The organism is Achromobacter insuavis, from assembly GCF_902859645.1.
Lineage (GTDB): Bacteria > Pseudomonadota > Gammaproteobacteria > Burkholderiales > Burkholderiaceae_B > Achromobacter > Achromobacter insuavis.
Map to the genome: position 1 here is coordinate 1 of NZ_CADIJR010000113.1, position 13,870 is coordinate 13,870.

Consider the following 13,870-nt stretch of genomic DNA (forward strand, 5'->3'; position numbering starts at 1 on the left):
ATGACCGTCAAGCTGCTGGCCCCGATCGCCATGGAAGAAGGTCTGCGTTTCGCCATCCGTGAAGGCGGTCGTACCGTCGGCGCCGGCGTCGTCGCCAAGATCCTGAAGTAAGCAATACCCGGATGGGTAGAGTGGGCTCTCAAGCCCCTCTATCCATCTTTGCTGTAAAAGTAGTATGATGTATGGTTCCGCAAGCCGCTACACTTGGTAGTGGCTTGGAAAATGAAGCGGAACGATGAAAGTGCAGTGCACGTGAGTGCGAATGTGAGTGTTTTAGGGGCATAGCTCAATTGGCAGAGCGTCGGTCTCCAAAACCGAAGGTTGTAGGTTCGATTCCTACTGCCCCTGCCACCGCCAGGATAAACCCGCGGGAGATCATCGCGAGTTACGCATTCACGGCGGCTCGCGTCGCAATATGTCTAATACCAGCGTAGAAACCGTAACCAGTACCGCCGACCGGGTCAAGCTCGGGCTGGCGGTTCTTGTCGTTATTGCTGGCATCGTCGGGTTTTCCGTGCTCAGCGCACAACCGATGCCTGCTCGTATCGGCGTCTTTGTCGGCGGCCTCGTGATCGCGGCCGTGATCGCCTGGTTCAGCGAACCGGGTCGTCGCACGTTGAGCTTCGCCAGCGAGTCCTACAACGAAGTCAAGCGTGTCTCGTGGCCCACCCGCAAGGAAACGACCCAGATGACGGGCATCGTTTTCGCGTTCGTGGCGGTCATGGGCATTTTCATGTGGGTGCTCGACAAGGGCATCGAATGGATTCTCTACGGCCTGCTGTTGGGCTGGAAATAAGGACGGCGAATGAGTAAGCGTTGGTATGTCGTCCATGTGTACTCCGGCATGGAAAAAAGCGTACACAAGGCCCTGAACGAGCGCATCGAGCGCGCGGGCCTGCAAACGTCTTTCGGCCGCATTCTTGTGCCCTCCGAGGAAGTCGTCGAGGTCAAGGGTGGCCAGAAGTCGATCACCGAGCGCCGCATTTTCCCCGGTTACGTCCTGGTCGAAATGGACCTGACCGACGAAACGTGGCACCTGGTCAAGAACACCAACCGCGTCACCGGCTTTTTGGGTGGCTCGGGTAATCGTCCGACCCCGATTTCCGAAAAGGAAGTCGAAAAGATCCTCTCCCAGATGGAAGAGGGCGTCGAGAAACCCCGCCCCAAGATCCTGTTCGAAGTGGGCGAGATGGTTCGGGTCAAGGAAGGTCCGTTTGCGGACTTCAACGGCAACGTCGAAGAAGTCAACTACGAAAAGAGCAAGGTTCGCGTGTCTGTCACGATCTTCGGTCGTGCCACCCCCGTCGAACTGGATTTCAGCCAGGTCGAAAAGACCTGATTTCAACCCCCGGGGAGCCCTGGCCGCGCGCTAGGGCGATATAACCCGCAAGGAGCAAAGCATGGCGAAGAAGATCGTCGGCTTTATCAAGCTGCAAGTGCCGGCTGGTAAGGCTAACCCCTCCCCCCCGATTGGCCCGGCCCTGGGTCAGCGTGGCCTGAACATCATGGAATTCTGCAAGGCGTTCAACGCCAAGACCCAAGGCATGGAGCCTGGTCTGCCGATTCCGGTGGTGATCACCGCTTTCGCCGACAAGAGCTTCACCTTCATCATGAAGACCCCGCCCGCGACGGTCCTCATCAAGAAGGCCGCCGGCGTGCAAAAGGGTTCGTCCAAGCCGCATACCGACAAGGTCGGCACGCTGACCCGCGCGCAAGCTGAAGAAATCGCCAAGGCCAAGGGCCCCGATCTGACCGCCGCTGATCTGGACGCCGCCGTCCGCACGATCGCTGGCAGCGCCCGCAGCATGGGCATCACGGTTGAGGGGATCTAATCATGGCAAAACTGAGCAAGCGCGCCGCCGCCATTGCGCAAAAGATCGACCGCACCAAGCTGTACCCGGTCGCCGAAGCCCTGACCCTGGTCAAGGAAACCGCTGTCGCCAAGTTCAACGAATCGATTGACGTGGCCGTGCAGCTGGGCATCGACCCGAAGAAGTCGGACCAACTGGTCCGCGGTTCGGTCGTGCTGCCCGCCGGTACCGGCAAGTCGGTCCGCGTCGCCGTGTTCGCCCAAGGCGACAAGGCCGAGGCCGCCAAGGCCGCTGGCGCCGACATCGTCGGCCTGGACGACCTGGCTGACCAGATCAAGGCCGGTCAAATGGACTTCGACGTGGTCATCGCCTCGCCCGACACGATGCGTGTCGTCGGCGCCCTGGGTCAGATCCTGGGCCCGCGTGGCCTGATGCCGAACCCGAAGGTCGGCACCGTGACCCCCGACGTCGCCACCGCCGTCAAGAACGCCAAGGCCGGTCAGGTTCAGTACCGCACCGACAAGGCCGGCATCATCCACGCAACGATCGGCCGCGCGTCGTTCGGCGTGGAACAGCTGCAAACCAACCTGGCCGCTCTGGTCGACGCCCTGCAAAAGGCTCGTCCCGCCGCTGCCAAGGGCATTTACCTGCGCAAGCTGGCCGTTTCGTCCACGATGGGCGGCGGTGCGCGCGTGGAAATTGCCTCGCTGTCGGCTTCCAACTAAGCCAACAGCTGTAAACGTACTTTGGGCCGCATCCGGATTCCTCCGGATGCTGCTGTCAAAGACCGCTGGAGCAGGTCGGCGCGAAGGTTCTCCTTCCGCTGGAAGCAGTACCCCCGCTGCCCCGCTTAATCCCGAAGCTCGCACAGTTCGGATCCAGCGTAGACGGCGTCCCCAGGAAGATTTCTTTATCTGAAGAACTCGACCAGGCGCCGCATTCGGTTGACGCGCAAGGCTTCGGCCCCAAGCGTCTTTTGATGGAGTGTTCAAACCGTGAGTCTCAATCGTCAAGAGAAAGCGGTGGTAATCGAGGAAGTCTCGGCCGAAGTGGCCAAGGCGCAATCGATTGTTATCGCCGAGTACCGTGGTCTGGACGTCGCCTCTGTCACCGTACTGCGCAAAACTGCGCGTGAATCGGGCGTGTATCTGCGTGTTCTGAAGAACTCGCTGGCCCGTCGTGCTGTTGCCGGCACGGCTTTCGAGCCGTTGGCTGAGCAACTGACCGGTCCGCTGATCTATGGCATCAGCACTGATCCGGTTTCGGCGGCCAAGGTCCTCGCAGGTTTCGCGAAAAGCAACGACAAGCTGGTCATCAAGGCGGGCGCTCTGCCCAACAGCCTGCTGAACCAAGACGGCGTGAAGGCTCTGGCCACCATGCCCTCGCGCGAAGAGTTGCTGTCGAAACTGCTGGGCACCATGCAAGCCCCCATCGCGCAATTCGTGCGTACGCTCAACGAAGTTCCGACCAAGTTCGCCCGTGGCCTCGCCGCCGTGCGCGACCAGAAGGCCGCGGCTTAATCCCCGCCCTTCACGGAATTCGCTGAACGACCGAGCGACACCCAAACCCTGGCATTACCAAAATTTTTGGAGTTCTGAAAAATGGCACTTAACAAAGCTGAAATCCTTGACGCCATCGCTGGCATGACCGTGCTCGAGCTGTCCGAGCTGATCAAGGAAATGGAAGAGAAGTTCGGCGTGTCGGCTGCTGCCGCCGCTGTCGCTGTCGCTGCTCCCGCCGCTGGTGGCGCTGCCGCCGCTGCTGAAGAGCAAACCGAGTTCACCGTGATCCTGGCTGAAGCCGGCGCCAACAAGGTGTCCGTCATCAAGGCCGTGCGCGAGCTGACCGGTCTGGGTCTGAAGGAAGCCAAGGACCTGGTCGACGGCGCTCCGAAGCCCGTCAAGGAAGCTGTGGCCAAGGCTGACGCCGAAGCCGCCAAGAAGAAGCTGGAAGAAGCTGGCGCCAAGGTCGAAGTCAAGTAAGACCTGCGTCAACTTGCCCGGGGACAGCGCAATTTGCCGTCCCCGGGCTTTTGCGTTTCCAGGAAACCCCTGCTGGGGTCATGCCCTTTCCAGAGGGGTTTCCTGGAGTCGTATCACCTGGGGCCGTGGTTGACGGCCCATGCAACCTCGAGTCGGAGTGCTCATGCCTTACTCGTACACCGAAAAAAAGCGCATCCGCAAAAGCTTCGCCAAGCGTGAAGACGTTCAAAACGTTCCCTTCCTTTTGGCGACTCAGCTTCAATCCTACCTAACTTTCCTGCAGGCGGATACCGCCCCGTCCGATCGCGTAGCCGACGGTTTGCAGGCGGCGTTTTCGTCGATTTTCCCGATCGTTAGTCACAACGGTATGGCGCGCTTGGAGTTCGTGAGCTATGTGCTCGGCGAACCGGTGTTCGATGTCAAGGAATGTCAGCAACGTGGCCTGACCTATGCCTCGCCCCTGCGAGCCAAGGTCCGCCTGGTGCTGCTTGACCGCGAAGTCAGCAAGCCCACCGTCAAGGAAGTGAAGGAACAGGAAGTCTACATGGGCGAAATTCCGCTCATGACCGGCACCGGTTCGTTCGTCATCAACGGCACCGAGCGTGTCATCGTCTCGCAGCTGCACCGCTCGCCTGGCGTGTTCTTCGAGCACGACCGCGGCAAGACGCACAGCTCCGGCAAGCTCCTGTTCTCGGCCCGCGTGATTCCCTACCGCGGTTCGTGGCTGGACTTCGAATTCGACCCCAAGGACGTCCTGTTCTTCCGCGTCGACCGTCGCCGCAAGATGCCCGTGACGATCCTGTGCAAGGCGATCGGCATGACGCCGGAATCGATCCTGGCCAACTTCTTCGACTTCGACAACTTCGAACTGAAGAGCGAAGGCGGCATGATGGAGTTCGTGCCCGAGCGTTGGAAGGGCGAAATGGCCCGTTTCGACATCGCGGACCGCTCCGGCAAGGTCATCGTCGAAAAAGACAAGCGTATCAACGCCAAGCATCTGCGCGACCTGGCTGCCGGCGGCATCCAGCGCATCTCCGTGCCGGAAGACTTCCTGTACGGCCGCGTGCTGGCCAAGAACATCGTTGACGCCGATACCGGCGAAGTCATCGCCAACGCCAACGACGAGATCACCGAAAGCGTGCTGGGCGCCCTGCGCGCCGCCAACGTGCACGACATCCAGACGCTCTACACGAACGACCTGGATCGCGGCCCGTACATCTCGCAGACGCTGCGCACCGATGAAACCGCCGACCAGATGGCCGCGCGCGTTGCCATCTACCGCATGATGCGTCCTGGCGAACCGCCTACCGAAGAAGCGGTGGAAGCGCTGTTCCAGCGTCTGTTCTACAGCGAAGAAACGTACGATCTGTCGCGCGTCGGCCGCATGAAGGTCAACAGCCGTCTGGGCCGTGGTGAAGACATCACCGGCCCGATGACGCTGACCAACGAAGACATCCTTGAAACCATCAAGGTGCTGGTCGAGCTGCGTAACGGCCGTGGCCAGATCGACGACATCGATCACCTGGGCAACCGCCGCGTGCGTTGCGTCGGCGAACTGGCCGAGAACCAGTTCCGCGCCGGCCTCGTGCGTGTCGAACGCGCCGTCAAGGAACGTCTGGGCCAGGCCGAGACCGAAAACCTGATGCCGCACGACCTGATCAACTCCAAGCCGATTTCGGCCGCCATCAAGGAGTTCTTCGGTTCGAGCCAGCTGTCGCAGTTCATGGACCAGACCAACCCGCTGTCGGAAATCACGCACAAGCGTCGTGTTTCCGCACTGGGCCCGGGCGGTCTGACCCGCGAGCGCGCCGGCTTCGAAGTCCGTGACGTGCACCCGACCCACTATGGCCGCGTCTGCCCGATCGAAACGCCGGAAGGCCCGAACATCGGTCTGATCAACTCCATGGCGCTGTACGCTCGCCTGAACGAGTACGGCTTCCTGGAAACGCCTTACCGCAAGATCATCGACGGCCGCGTCAGCGAGCAGATCGATTACCTGTCGGCCATCGAAGAAAGCCACTACGTCATTGCGCAGGCCAACGCCGCGCTGGACGAGCAGGGCGCCTTTGTCGACGACCTGGTTGCTTGCCGTGAAGCGGGCGAAACGATGTTGACCTCGCCGGCCAACGTGCACTACATGGACGTTGCCCCGTCGCAGATCGTGTCGGTCGCCGCCTCGCTGATTCCGTTCCTGGAGCACGACGACGCGAACCGCGCGCTGATGGGCGCCAACATGCAACGTCAGGCCGTGCCTTGCCTGCGTCCGGAAAAGCCGGTCGTGGGTACGGGTATCGAGCGCACCGTGGCCGTTGACTCGGGCACCACCGTGCAGGCGCTGCGTGGCGGCCTGGTCGACCACGTCGACGCCGAGCGCGTGGTGATCCGCGTGAACGACGAAGAAAACGTCGCCGGCGAAGTCGGCGTCGATATCTACAACCTGATCAAGTACACGCGTTCCAACCAGAACACGAACATCAACCAGCGTCCCATCGTCAAGCGTGGCGACAAGGTCGCCAAGGGTGACGTGCTGGCCGACGGCGCGTCGACGGACCTGGGCGAACTCGCCCTGGGCCAGAACATGCTGATCGCGTTCATGCCCTGGAACGGCTACAACTTCGAAGACTCGATCCTGATCTCCGAAAAGGTTGTTGCCGATGACCGCTACACCTCGGTGCACATCGAGGAACTGACGGTCGTTGCCCGCGACACCAAGCTCGGTCCGGAAGAAATCACGCGCGACATCAGCAACCTGGCTGAGACGCAACTGAACCGCCTGGACGATTCCGGCATCACCTACATCGGCGCCGAAGTCAGCGCCGACGACGTGCTGGTCGGCAAGGTCACGCCCAAGGGCGAGACCCAGCTGACGCCGGAAGAAAAGCTGCTGCGCGCCATCTTCGGTGAAAAGGCGTCCGACGTTAAGGACACCTCGCTGCGCGTGCCCTCGGGGATGACCGGCACCGTGATCGACGTGCAGGTGTTCACGCGTGAAGGCATCGTGCGCGACAAGCGCGCCCAGTCCATCATCGACGATGAACTGCGCCGCTATCGCCAGGACCTGAACGACCAGCTGCGCATCGTTGAAAACGACCAGTTCGACCGTATCGAGAAGATGCTGGTCAACAAGACCGTCAACGGCGGCCCGCGCAAGCTGGCCAAGGGCGCGACGATCACCAAGGCCTACCTGGCCGACGTGGATCGCTGGCAGTGGTTCGACATCCGCCTGGCCGACGAGCCCCACGCCGTGGTGCTGGAGCAGGCCAAGGAATCGCTCGAGCAGAAGCGTCACCAGTTCGACCTGGCCTTCGAAGAGAAGCGCAAGAAGCTGACGCAGGGCGACGAGCTGCCCCCGGGCGTGCTGAAGATGATCAAGGTCTACCTGGCCGTGAAGCGTCGTCTGCAGCCTGGCGACAAGATGGCAGGCCGTCACGGCAACAAGGGCGTGGTCTCGCGCATCACCCCGGTGGAAGACATGCCGCACATGGCTGACGGCACGCCGGCCGACATCGTTCTGAACCCGCTGGGCGTGCCCTCGCGGATGAACGTGGGTCAGGTGCTGGAAGTGCACTTGGGCTGGGCTGCCAAGGGCGTGGGTCACCGCATCGCCGACATGCTGCGCGACGAGCGCACCGCGCAGGTCAAGAACGTCCGTGCTTACCTGGACAAGGTCTACAACACGACCGGCACCGGCGCGCGCATCGACGAGCTGACCGACGAAGAAGTCATGGAAATGGCCCAGAACCTCAAGAACGGCGTGCCGTTCGCGACGCCCGTCTTCGACGGCGCGACCGAAGAGGAAATCACCAAGATGCTGGAACTGGCCTATCCGGACGAAGTCGCCAAGCGCATGGCGCTGACGCCCTCGCGCACGCAGGCGTGGCTGTACGACGGCCGCACCGGCGAGAAGTTCGAGCGCCCGGTCACCGTCGGCTACATGCACTACCTGAAGCTGCACCACTTGGTCGACGACAAGATGCACGCCCGTTCGACCGGTCCGTACTCGCTTGTGACCCAGCAGCCGCTGGGCGGCAAGGCGCAGTTCGGTGGCCAGCGTTTCGGGGAAATGGAAGTGTGGGCGCTGGAAGCATACGGCGCCGCCTACACCCTGCAGGAAATGCTGACGGTGAAGTCCGACGACATCACCGGCCGCACCAAGGTATACGAAAACATCGTCAAGGGCGATCACGTCATCGATGCCGGCATGCCGGAATCGTTCAACGTGCTGGTCAAGGAAATCCGCTCGTTGGCCCTGGACATGGATTTGGAGCGTAACTAATGAAAGCGCTACTCGACCTCTTTAAGCAAGTCTCGCAAGACGAGCAATTCGATGCCATCAAGATCGGCATCGCCTCGCCCGAGAAGATCCGTTCGTGGTCCTACGGCGAAGTTCGCAAGCCCGAGACCATCAACTACCGCACGTTCAAGCCTGAACGCGACGGTCTGTTCTGCTCCAAGATCTTCGGCCCGATCAAGGACTACGAGTGCCTGTGCGGCAAGTACAAGCGCCTGAAGCACCGTGGCGTGATCTGCGAGAAGTGCGGCGTTGAAGTCACCGTTGCCAAGGTTCGCCGTGAACGCATGGGCCACATCGAGCTGGCCAGCCCCGTCGCGCACATCTGGTTCCTGAAGAGCCTGCCGTCGCGTCTGGGCATGGTGCTCGACATGACCCTGCGCGACATCGAACGCGTCCTGTACTTCGAAGCCTGGTGCGTGATCGAACCCGGCATGACGCCGCTCAAGCGCGGCCAGATCATGTCGGATGACGATTTCCTCGCCAAGACCGAAGAGTACGGCGACGACTTCCGTGCCCTGATGGGCGCCGAAGCCGTGCGCGAACTGCTGCGCACCATCGACATCGACCGCGAAGTGGAAACGCTGCGCGGCGAACTGAAGGCCACCAGCTCGGAAGCCAAGATCAAGAAGATCTCCAAGCGCCTGAAGGTGCTGGAAGGCTTCCAGAAGTCCGGCATCAAGGCCGAGTGGATGGTCATGGAAGTGCTGCCCGTGCTGCCGCCGGACCTGCGTCCGCTGGTGCCGCTGGACGGCGGCCGCTTCGCGACCTCCGACCTGAACGACCTGTACCGCCGCGTCATCAACCGCAACAACCGTCTGAAGCGCCTGCTGGAGCTGAAGGCCCCTGAAATCATCCTGCGCAACGAAAAGCGCATGCTGCAGGAAGCCGTCGACTCGCTGCTGGACAACGGTCGCCGCGGCAAGGCCATGACCGGCGCCAACAAGCGTCAGCTCAAGTCCCTGGCCGACATGATCAAGGGCAAGAGCGGTCGTTTCCGTCAGAACCTGCTGGGCAAGCGCGTCGACTACTCGGGCCGTTCGGTCATCGTGGTGGGTCCGCAGCTCAAGCTGCACCAGTGCGGCCTGCCCAAGCTGATGGCCCTGGAACTGTTCAAGCCGTTCATCTTCAATCGCCTGGAGATGATGGGCCTGGCCACGACCATCAAGGCCGCCAAGAAACTGGTGGAAAGCCAGGAACCGGTGGTCTGGGACATCCTGGAAGAAGTCATCCGCGAACACCCGGTCATGCTGAACCGTGCGCCCACGCTGCACCGTCTGGGCATCCAGGCGTTCGAGCCGGTGCTGATCGAAGGCAAGGCCATCCAGCTGCACCCGCTGGTCTGCGCGGCGTTCAACGCCGACTTCGACGGTGACCAGATGGCCGTCCACGTGCCGCTGTCGCTGGAAGCCCAGCTCGAAGCGCGCACGCTGATGCTGGCTTCGAACAACGTGCTGTTCCCGGCCAACGGCGAACCGTCGATCGTGCCGTCCCAGGATATCGTGCTGGGTCTGTACTACACGACGCGCGAGCGCATCAACGGCAAGGGCGAAGGCATCTTCTTCACCGACGTCGCCGAAGTGCAACGCGCCTACGACAACGGCGAAGTGGAACTGCAGACGCGCATCACCGTGCGCCTGAAGGAACACGAGCGCGACGAAGCGGGTGAATGGCAGCCGGTGATCCGCCGCCACGAAACCACCGTCGGCCGCGCGCTGCTGTCCGAGATCCTGCCCAAGGGCCTGCCCTTCACCGTCCTGAACAAGGCGCTGAAGAAGAAGGAAATCTCGCGCCTGATCAACCAGTCGTTCCGCCGTTGCGGCCTGCGCGACACGGTGATCTTCGCCGACAAGCTGATGCAGTCGGGCTTCCGCCTGGCCACCCGCGGCGGTATCTCGATCGCCATGGGCGACATGCTGATCCCGTCGGCCAAGGAAGGCATCCTGGCCGAAGCCAGCCGCGAAGTGAAGGAAATCGACAAGCAGTACTCGTCGGGTCTGGTCACGTCCCAGGAACGCTACAACAACGTGGTGGACATCTGGGGCAAGGCCGGCGACAAGGTCGGCAAGGCGATGATGGAACAGCTGGCAACCGAACCCGTGGTCAACCGCCACGGCGAGGAAGTGCGCCAGGAATCGTTCAACTCCATCTACATGATGGCTGACTCGGGCGCCCGCGGTTCGGCCGCCCAGATCCGCCAGCTGGCCGGCATGCGCGGCCTGATGGCCAAGCCGGACGGCTCGATCATCGAGACGCCCATTACCGCGAACTTCCGTGAAGGCCTGAACGTGCTTCAGTACTTCATCTCGACTCACGGCGCGCGTAAGGGTCTGGCCGACACGGCACTGAAGACGGCGAACTCGGGTTACCTGACCCGTCGTCTGGTCGACGTGACGCAAGACCTGGTGATCACCGAGGACGATTGCGGCACCTCGCAGGGCTACAACATGAAGGCCCTGGTGGAAGGCGGCGAAGTCATCGAGCCGCTGCGCGACCGCATCCTGGGCCGCGTGGCTGCCATCGACATCGTCAATCCGGACACGCAGGAAACGGCGATCACCGCCGGCACCCTGCTGGACGAAGACATGGTCGACATGATCGACCGCATCGGCGTGGACGAAGTCAAGGTCCGCACGCCGCTGACGTGCGAAACGCGCCATGGCCTGTGCGCGCACTGCTACGGCCGTGACCTCGGCCGCGGCTCGCCGGTCAACCAGGGCGAAGCGGTTGGCGTCATCGCGGCCCAGTCCATCGGTGAACCGGGCACGCAGCTGACGATGCGTACGTTCCACATCGGTGGCGCGGCGTCGCGTTCGGCCCTGGCCAGCGCGGTGGAAACCAAGTCCAGCGGCGTGGTCGGCTTTGCCAGCACCATGCGCTACGTCACCAACGCCAAGGGCGAACGCGTCGCGATTTCGCGCTCGGGCGAACTGGCGATCTTCGACGACAACGGCCGCGAACGCGAACGCCACAAGATCCCGTACGGCGCGACCGTGCTGGTGGGCGATGGCGAGGCCGTGAAGGCCGGCGCGCGCCTGGCGACGTGGGATCCGCTGACCCGTCCGATCGTGTCGGAATACGGCGGCGCCGTCCGCTTCGAGAACATCGAAGAAGGCGTGACCGTGGCCAAGCAGGTGGACGAAGTCACCGGCCTGTCGACGCTCGTCGTCATCACGCCCAAGACCCGTGGCGGCAAGATCGTCATGCGTCCGCAGATCAAGCTGGCCAACGAGAACGGCGAAGACGTCAAGATCGCCGGCACCGATCACTCGGTGAACATCTCGTTCCCGGTCGGCGCGCTGATCACCGTGCGTGACGGCCAGCAGGTTGCCGTGGGTGAAGTGCTGGCGCGTATTCCGCAGGAATCGCAAAAGACCCGCGACATTACCGGCGGTCTGCCGCGCGTGGCCGAGCTGTTCGAAGCCCGTTCGCCCAAGGATGCCGGCATGCTCGCCGACGTCACCGGCACGGTCTCGTTCGGCAAGGACACCAAGGGCAAGCAGCGCCTGGTCATCACCGACCTGGAAGGCGTCAGCCACGAGTTCCTGATTCCGAAGGAAAAGCAGGTGCTGGTGCACGACGGCCAAGTGGTGAACAAGGGCGAAATGATCGTGGACGGCCCGGCCGATCCCCACGACATCCTGCGCCTGCAGGGCATCGAGAAGCTGGCGACCTACATCGTCGACGAAGTGCAGGACGTGTACCGTCTGCAGGGCGTGAAGATCAACGACAAGCACATCGAAGTGATTGTTCGTCAGATGCTGCGCCGTGTGAACATCGTCGATGCGGGCGATACCGAGTTCATCCCGGGCGAGCAGGTCGAGCGCTCCGAGCTGTTGAACGAGAACGACCGCGTCAACGCTGAAGACAAGCGTCCGGCTTCGTACGAAAACGTGCTGCTGGGTATCACCAAGGCCTCGCTGTCGACCGACTCGTTCATCTCGGCCGCCTCGTTCCAGGAAACCACGCGTGTCCTGACCGAAGCCGCCATCATGGGCAAGCGCGACGACCTGCGTGGCCTGAAGGAAAACGTCATCGTCGGCCGCCTGATCCCGGCCGGTACCGGCCTGGCGTACCACCATGCCCGCAAGGACAAGGAAGCCCTGGAGGCCGCGGAACGCGAAGCCGCCCGCCAGCTGGCCAACCCGTTCGAAGACTCGCCGGTCACGGTGGGCTCGGACGCCGATGCCCCGTCGTCCGACCTGGGCAGCGAGGACGCCGCCGAATAAGGGCGACGTCCGGTGCACCCCCCGCGCAGGTCCGGCGGGGGAGGCCAGAAACAAAAAGGCCGCTGATGCGAATCAGCGGCCTTTTTTTGTCTGCGCGACGGGGGCGCTGGCGCCTACTTGGCCACCTGGCTCTTGGCGCGCTGGAACACCGGGCCCCAGACCGGGTGGCCGGCTTCGTTCGGCGCCAGTTCGAAGGCGGGGTCCAGCTGCAGGATGCGGCTGAAGCTGTCTTCGCAGAGTTGCGGGTACTTGCTGACGCAGTAGCTGAACGCCTGCAGCTTGTAGGCCTCGATGCGCACGGCCTTGCTGGAGCCGGCCAGCTCATCGGATCTGGCCACCCGGCGGATGACCTCGCCGTAGTGCCCGGCGCTATATTGGTCACGAACCTGCTGCAACTGCTCCAGCGCCTCGGGCGTGGGCGGATGGTCGGGCTGGGTGACCGGCAGGCCGGAGCAGCCGGCCAGGGCGAACGATAATCCGAGCAAACTGCCGAGCAGGCGAATTTTCATGGGTTTCATCTAGGTGGGGGGAATTTGGCGATACGCTATCGTGCCACAGCCTGATGCGCTCCGACATCTTCGGCAATGTCCTTGCGTAACGGATTGGATAATATCCGCCTATCCGCCCTTAACCCGTTTTCGCGCCCCTTGCGCAGTATGTTGAACATGTCCTCACCCGCCGGCCTGCACACGCCGCGCAGCCCTTTTTCAGGCGCCGCGCCGCTCGCGCTGCGTCCTTTGAGCGCCATCGCCGCCAGCGCGGCGGGCGGGGTGCCGGAAACCCGCATCAAACGGTTGTTGTCGGATCTGCTGCCTTCGCTGATGAGCCTGCATGCGCAAGGCGAAATATGCGGCGACATCTCGCTGGATACGGTGGGCATGGATGAAGGCGCGCGCGCGCACCTGTTGCCGGAGCTGGCGGTGCCCCGGTCGCGCCGTTCCGGGCTGACACCCTTGCCGGGGTTTGCCCCGTTCGAGCTCTACACGGATTCGGCCGAATGGCCGCGCGGCCCCTGGACCGACGTCTACGCGCTCTGTGCGGTGATGCACGCGCTGGTGATCGGGCTGCGTCCGCCGCCGGCGCCGGAGCGCCGCGCGACAGACAGTTACGAACCCCTGGCGTCGCTGGGCCTGACGAAATACAGCCCGGCGTTCCTGACCGCGATCGATCATGGCCTGGCCATGCTGCCGGCCGACCGGCCGCAGACCCTGGGCGAACTGGCCGCGCTGCTCGATATCGCGGTCTATGTGGATGAGTCGCCCGCCGCGCCGGAAGCGACCCCGGCCAAGGTGACGGCCGCGCCCGCCGCGCCGGCGGCAGAGGCCGCCAAGCCGCGCGGCGGCGGGGGTCGGCCGCTGCTGCTTCTGCTGTTGCTGGTGGCGCTGATCGGCGCCGGCGCCTACGCCTGGATCCGTTCGGGGCTCGGCACGGGCAACGCCCTGATCACCCGTTCCGAAGTGGTGCAGCCGAATCCGCCGGCCGCGCCCGTTGCGCCACCCGCCGCCAGTCCCGCGCCGCCCGCCACCGAACCGGCGCCACCGCTGTCGGCGGCGCCCG

11 protein-coding genes and 1 tRNA gene are annotated in these 13,870 nt (G+C 63.1%); 11 read left to right on the plus strand and 1 reads right to left on the minus strand.

The annotated features are described in order from the left end of the window. The 10 genes from H0523_RS29720 to rpoC all read left to right on the plus strand — a co-directional run. A partial coding sequence (locus H0523_RS29720; protein ID WP_128829795.1) for an EF-Tu C-terminal domain-related protein occupies positions 1-111 on the plus strand: 111 nt, incomplete at its 5' end. A gap of 164 nt (positions 112-275) precedes the next feature. After that, positions 276-351 (plus strand) — tRNA-Trp (locus H0523_RS29725). Positions 352-415: 64 nt separating this feature from the next. Beyond that, positions 416-796 carry a preprotein translocase subunit SecE gene (secE, locus tag H0523_RS29730; RefSeq protein WP_006389585.1) on the plus strand — a complete coding sequence of 127 codons (381 nt, stop codon included), beginning with the start codon at positions 416-418 and terminating at the stop codon, positions 794-796. 9 nt (positions 797-805) lie between these two features. Next, positions 806-1,339, plus strand: a complete 534-nt coding sequence (gene nusG / locus H0523_RS29735; protein WP_006389586.1) for a transcription termination/antitermination protein NusG — start codon at positions 806-808, stop codon at positions 1,337-1,339. 61 nt (positions 1,340-1,400) lie between these two features. Then, entirely contained in the window at positions 1,401-1,832 is a 432-nt protein-coding gene (gene rplK, locus H0523_RS29740) for a 50S ribosomal protein L11 (RefSeq protein WP_006389587.1), read from the plus strand. Between the two features lie 2 nt (positions 1,833-1,834). Further along, positions 1,835-2,536 (plus strand): 50S ribosomal protein L1, encoded by a 702-nt coding sequence (gene rplA / locus H0523_RS29745; protein WP_006392088.1) that lies wholly within the window; start codon positions 1,835-1,837, stop codon positions 2,534-2,536. Between the two features lie 270 nt (positions 2,537-2,806). Further along, complete coding sequence (rplJ, locus tag H0523_RS29750; protein WP_006392087.1) at positions 2,807-3,331, plus strand: 50S ribosomal protein L10; 525 nt, start codon at positions 2,807-2,809, stop codon at positions 3,329-3,331. 81 nt (positions 3,332-3,412) lie between these two features. Further along, positions 3,413-3,793, plus strand: coding sequence for a 50S ribosomal protein L7/L12 (gene rplL, locus H0523_RS29755; protein WP_035359782.1), 381 nt, complete (start codon positions 3,413-3,415; stop codon positions 3,791-3,793). 163 nt (positions 3,794-3,956) lie between these two features. Further along, positions 3,957-8,069 (plus strand): DNA-directed RNA polymerase subunit beta, encoded by a 4,113-nt coding sequence (gene rpoB / locus H0523_RS29760; protein WP_054435548.1) that lies wholly within the window; start codon positions 3,957-3,959, stop codon positions 8,067-8,069. Further along, positions 8,069-12,313, plus strand: a complete 4,245-nt coding sequence (gene rpoC / locus H0523_RS29765) for a DNA-directed RNA polymerase subunit beta' (protein ID WP_006392084.1) — start codon at positions 8,069-8,071, stop codon at positions 12,311-12,313. The genes rpoB and rpoC overlap by 1 nt, the downstream gene beginning before the upstream one ends. Before the next feature lie 113 nt (positions 12,314-12,426). On the opposite strand, the gene H0523_RS29770 is transcribed toward rpoC, so the two are convergent. Further along, complete coding sequence (locus H0523_RS29770; RefSeq protein ID WP_054435550.1) at positions 12,427-12,822, minus strand: TssQ family T6SS-associated lipoprotein; 396 nt, start codon at positions 12,820-12,822, stop codon at positions 12,427-12,429. Positions 12,823-12,897: 75 nt separating this feature from the next. Between H0523_RS29770 and H0523_RS29775 the strand changes: the two genes are divergently transcribed. Continuing rightward, positions 12,898-13,870 (plus strand): serine/threonine-protein kinase (locus H0523_RS29775; protein ID WP_257225182.1); only part of this gene is annotated, 973 nt, incomplete at its 3' end.

Bases quoted from the DNA above. Each gene is read 5' to 3' on its own strand.
- rplK (WP_006389587.1), top strand. From the start codon at position 1,401: ATGGCGAAGAAGATCGTCGGCTTTATCAAGCTGCAAGTGCCGGCTGGT.
- secE (WP_006389585.1), top strand. From the start codon at position 416: ATGTCTAATACCAGCGTAGAAACCGTAACCAGTACCGCCGACCGGGTC.
- rpoC (WP_006392084.1), top strand. From the start codon at position 8,069: ATGAAAGCGCTACTCGACCTCTTTAAGCAAGTCTCGCAAGACGAGCAA.
- rplA (WP_006392088.1), top strand. From the start codon at position 1,835: ATGGCAAAACTGAGCAAGCGCGCCGCCGCCATTGCGCAAAAGATCGAC.
- nusG (WP_006389586.1), top strand. From the start codon at position 806: ATGAGTAAGCGTTGGTATGTCGTCCATGTGTACTCCGGCATGGAAAAA.
- rplL (WP_035359782.1), top strand. From the start codon at position 3,413: ATGGCACTTAACAAAGCTGAAATCCTTGACGCCATCGCTGGCATGACC.
- rpoB (WP_054435548.1), top strand. From the start codon at position 3,957: ATGCCTTACTCGTACACCGAAAAAAAGCGCATCCGCAAAAGCTTCGCC.
- H0523_RS29770 (WP_054435550.1), bottom strand. From the start codon at position 12,822: ATGAAAATTCGCCTGCTCGGCAGTTTGCTCGGATTATCGTTCGCCCTG.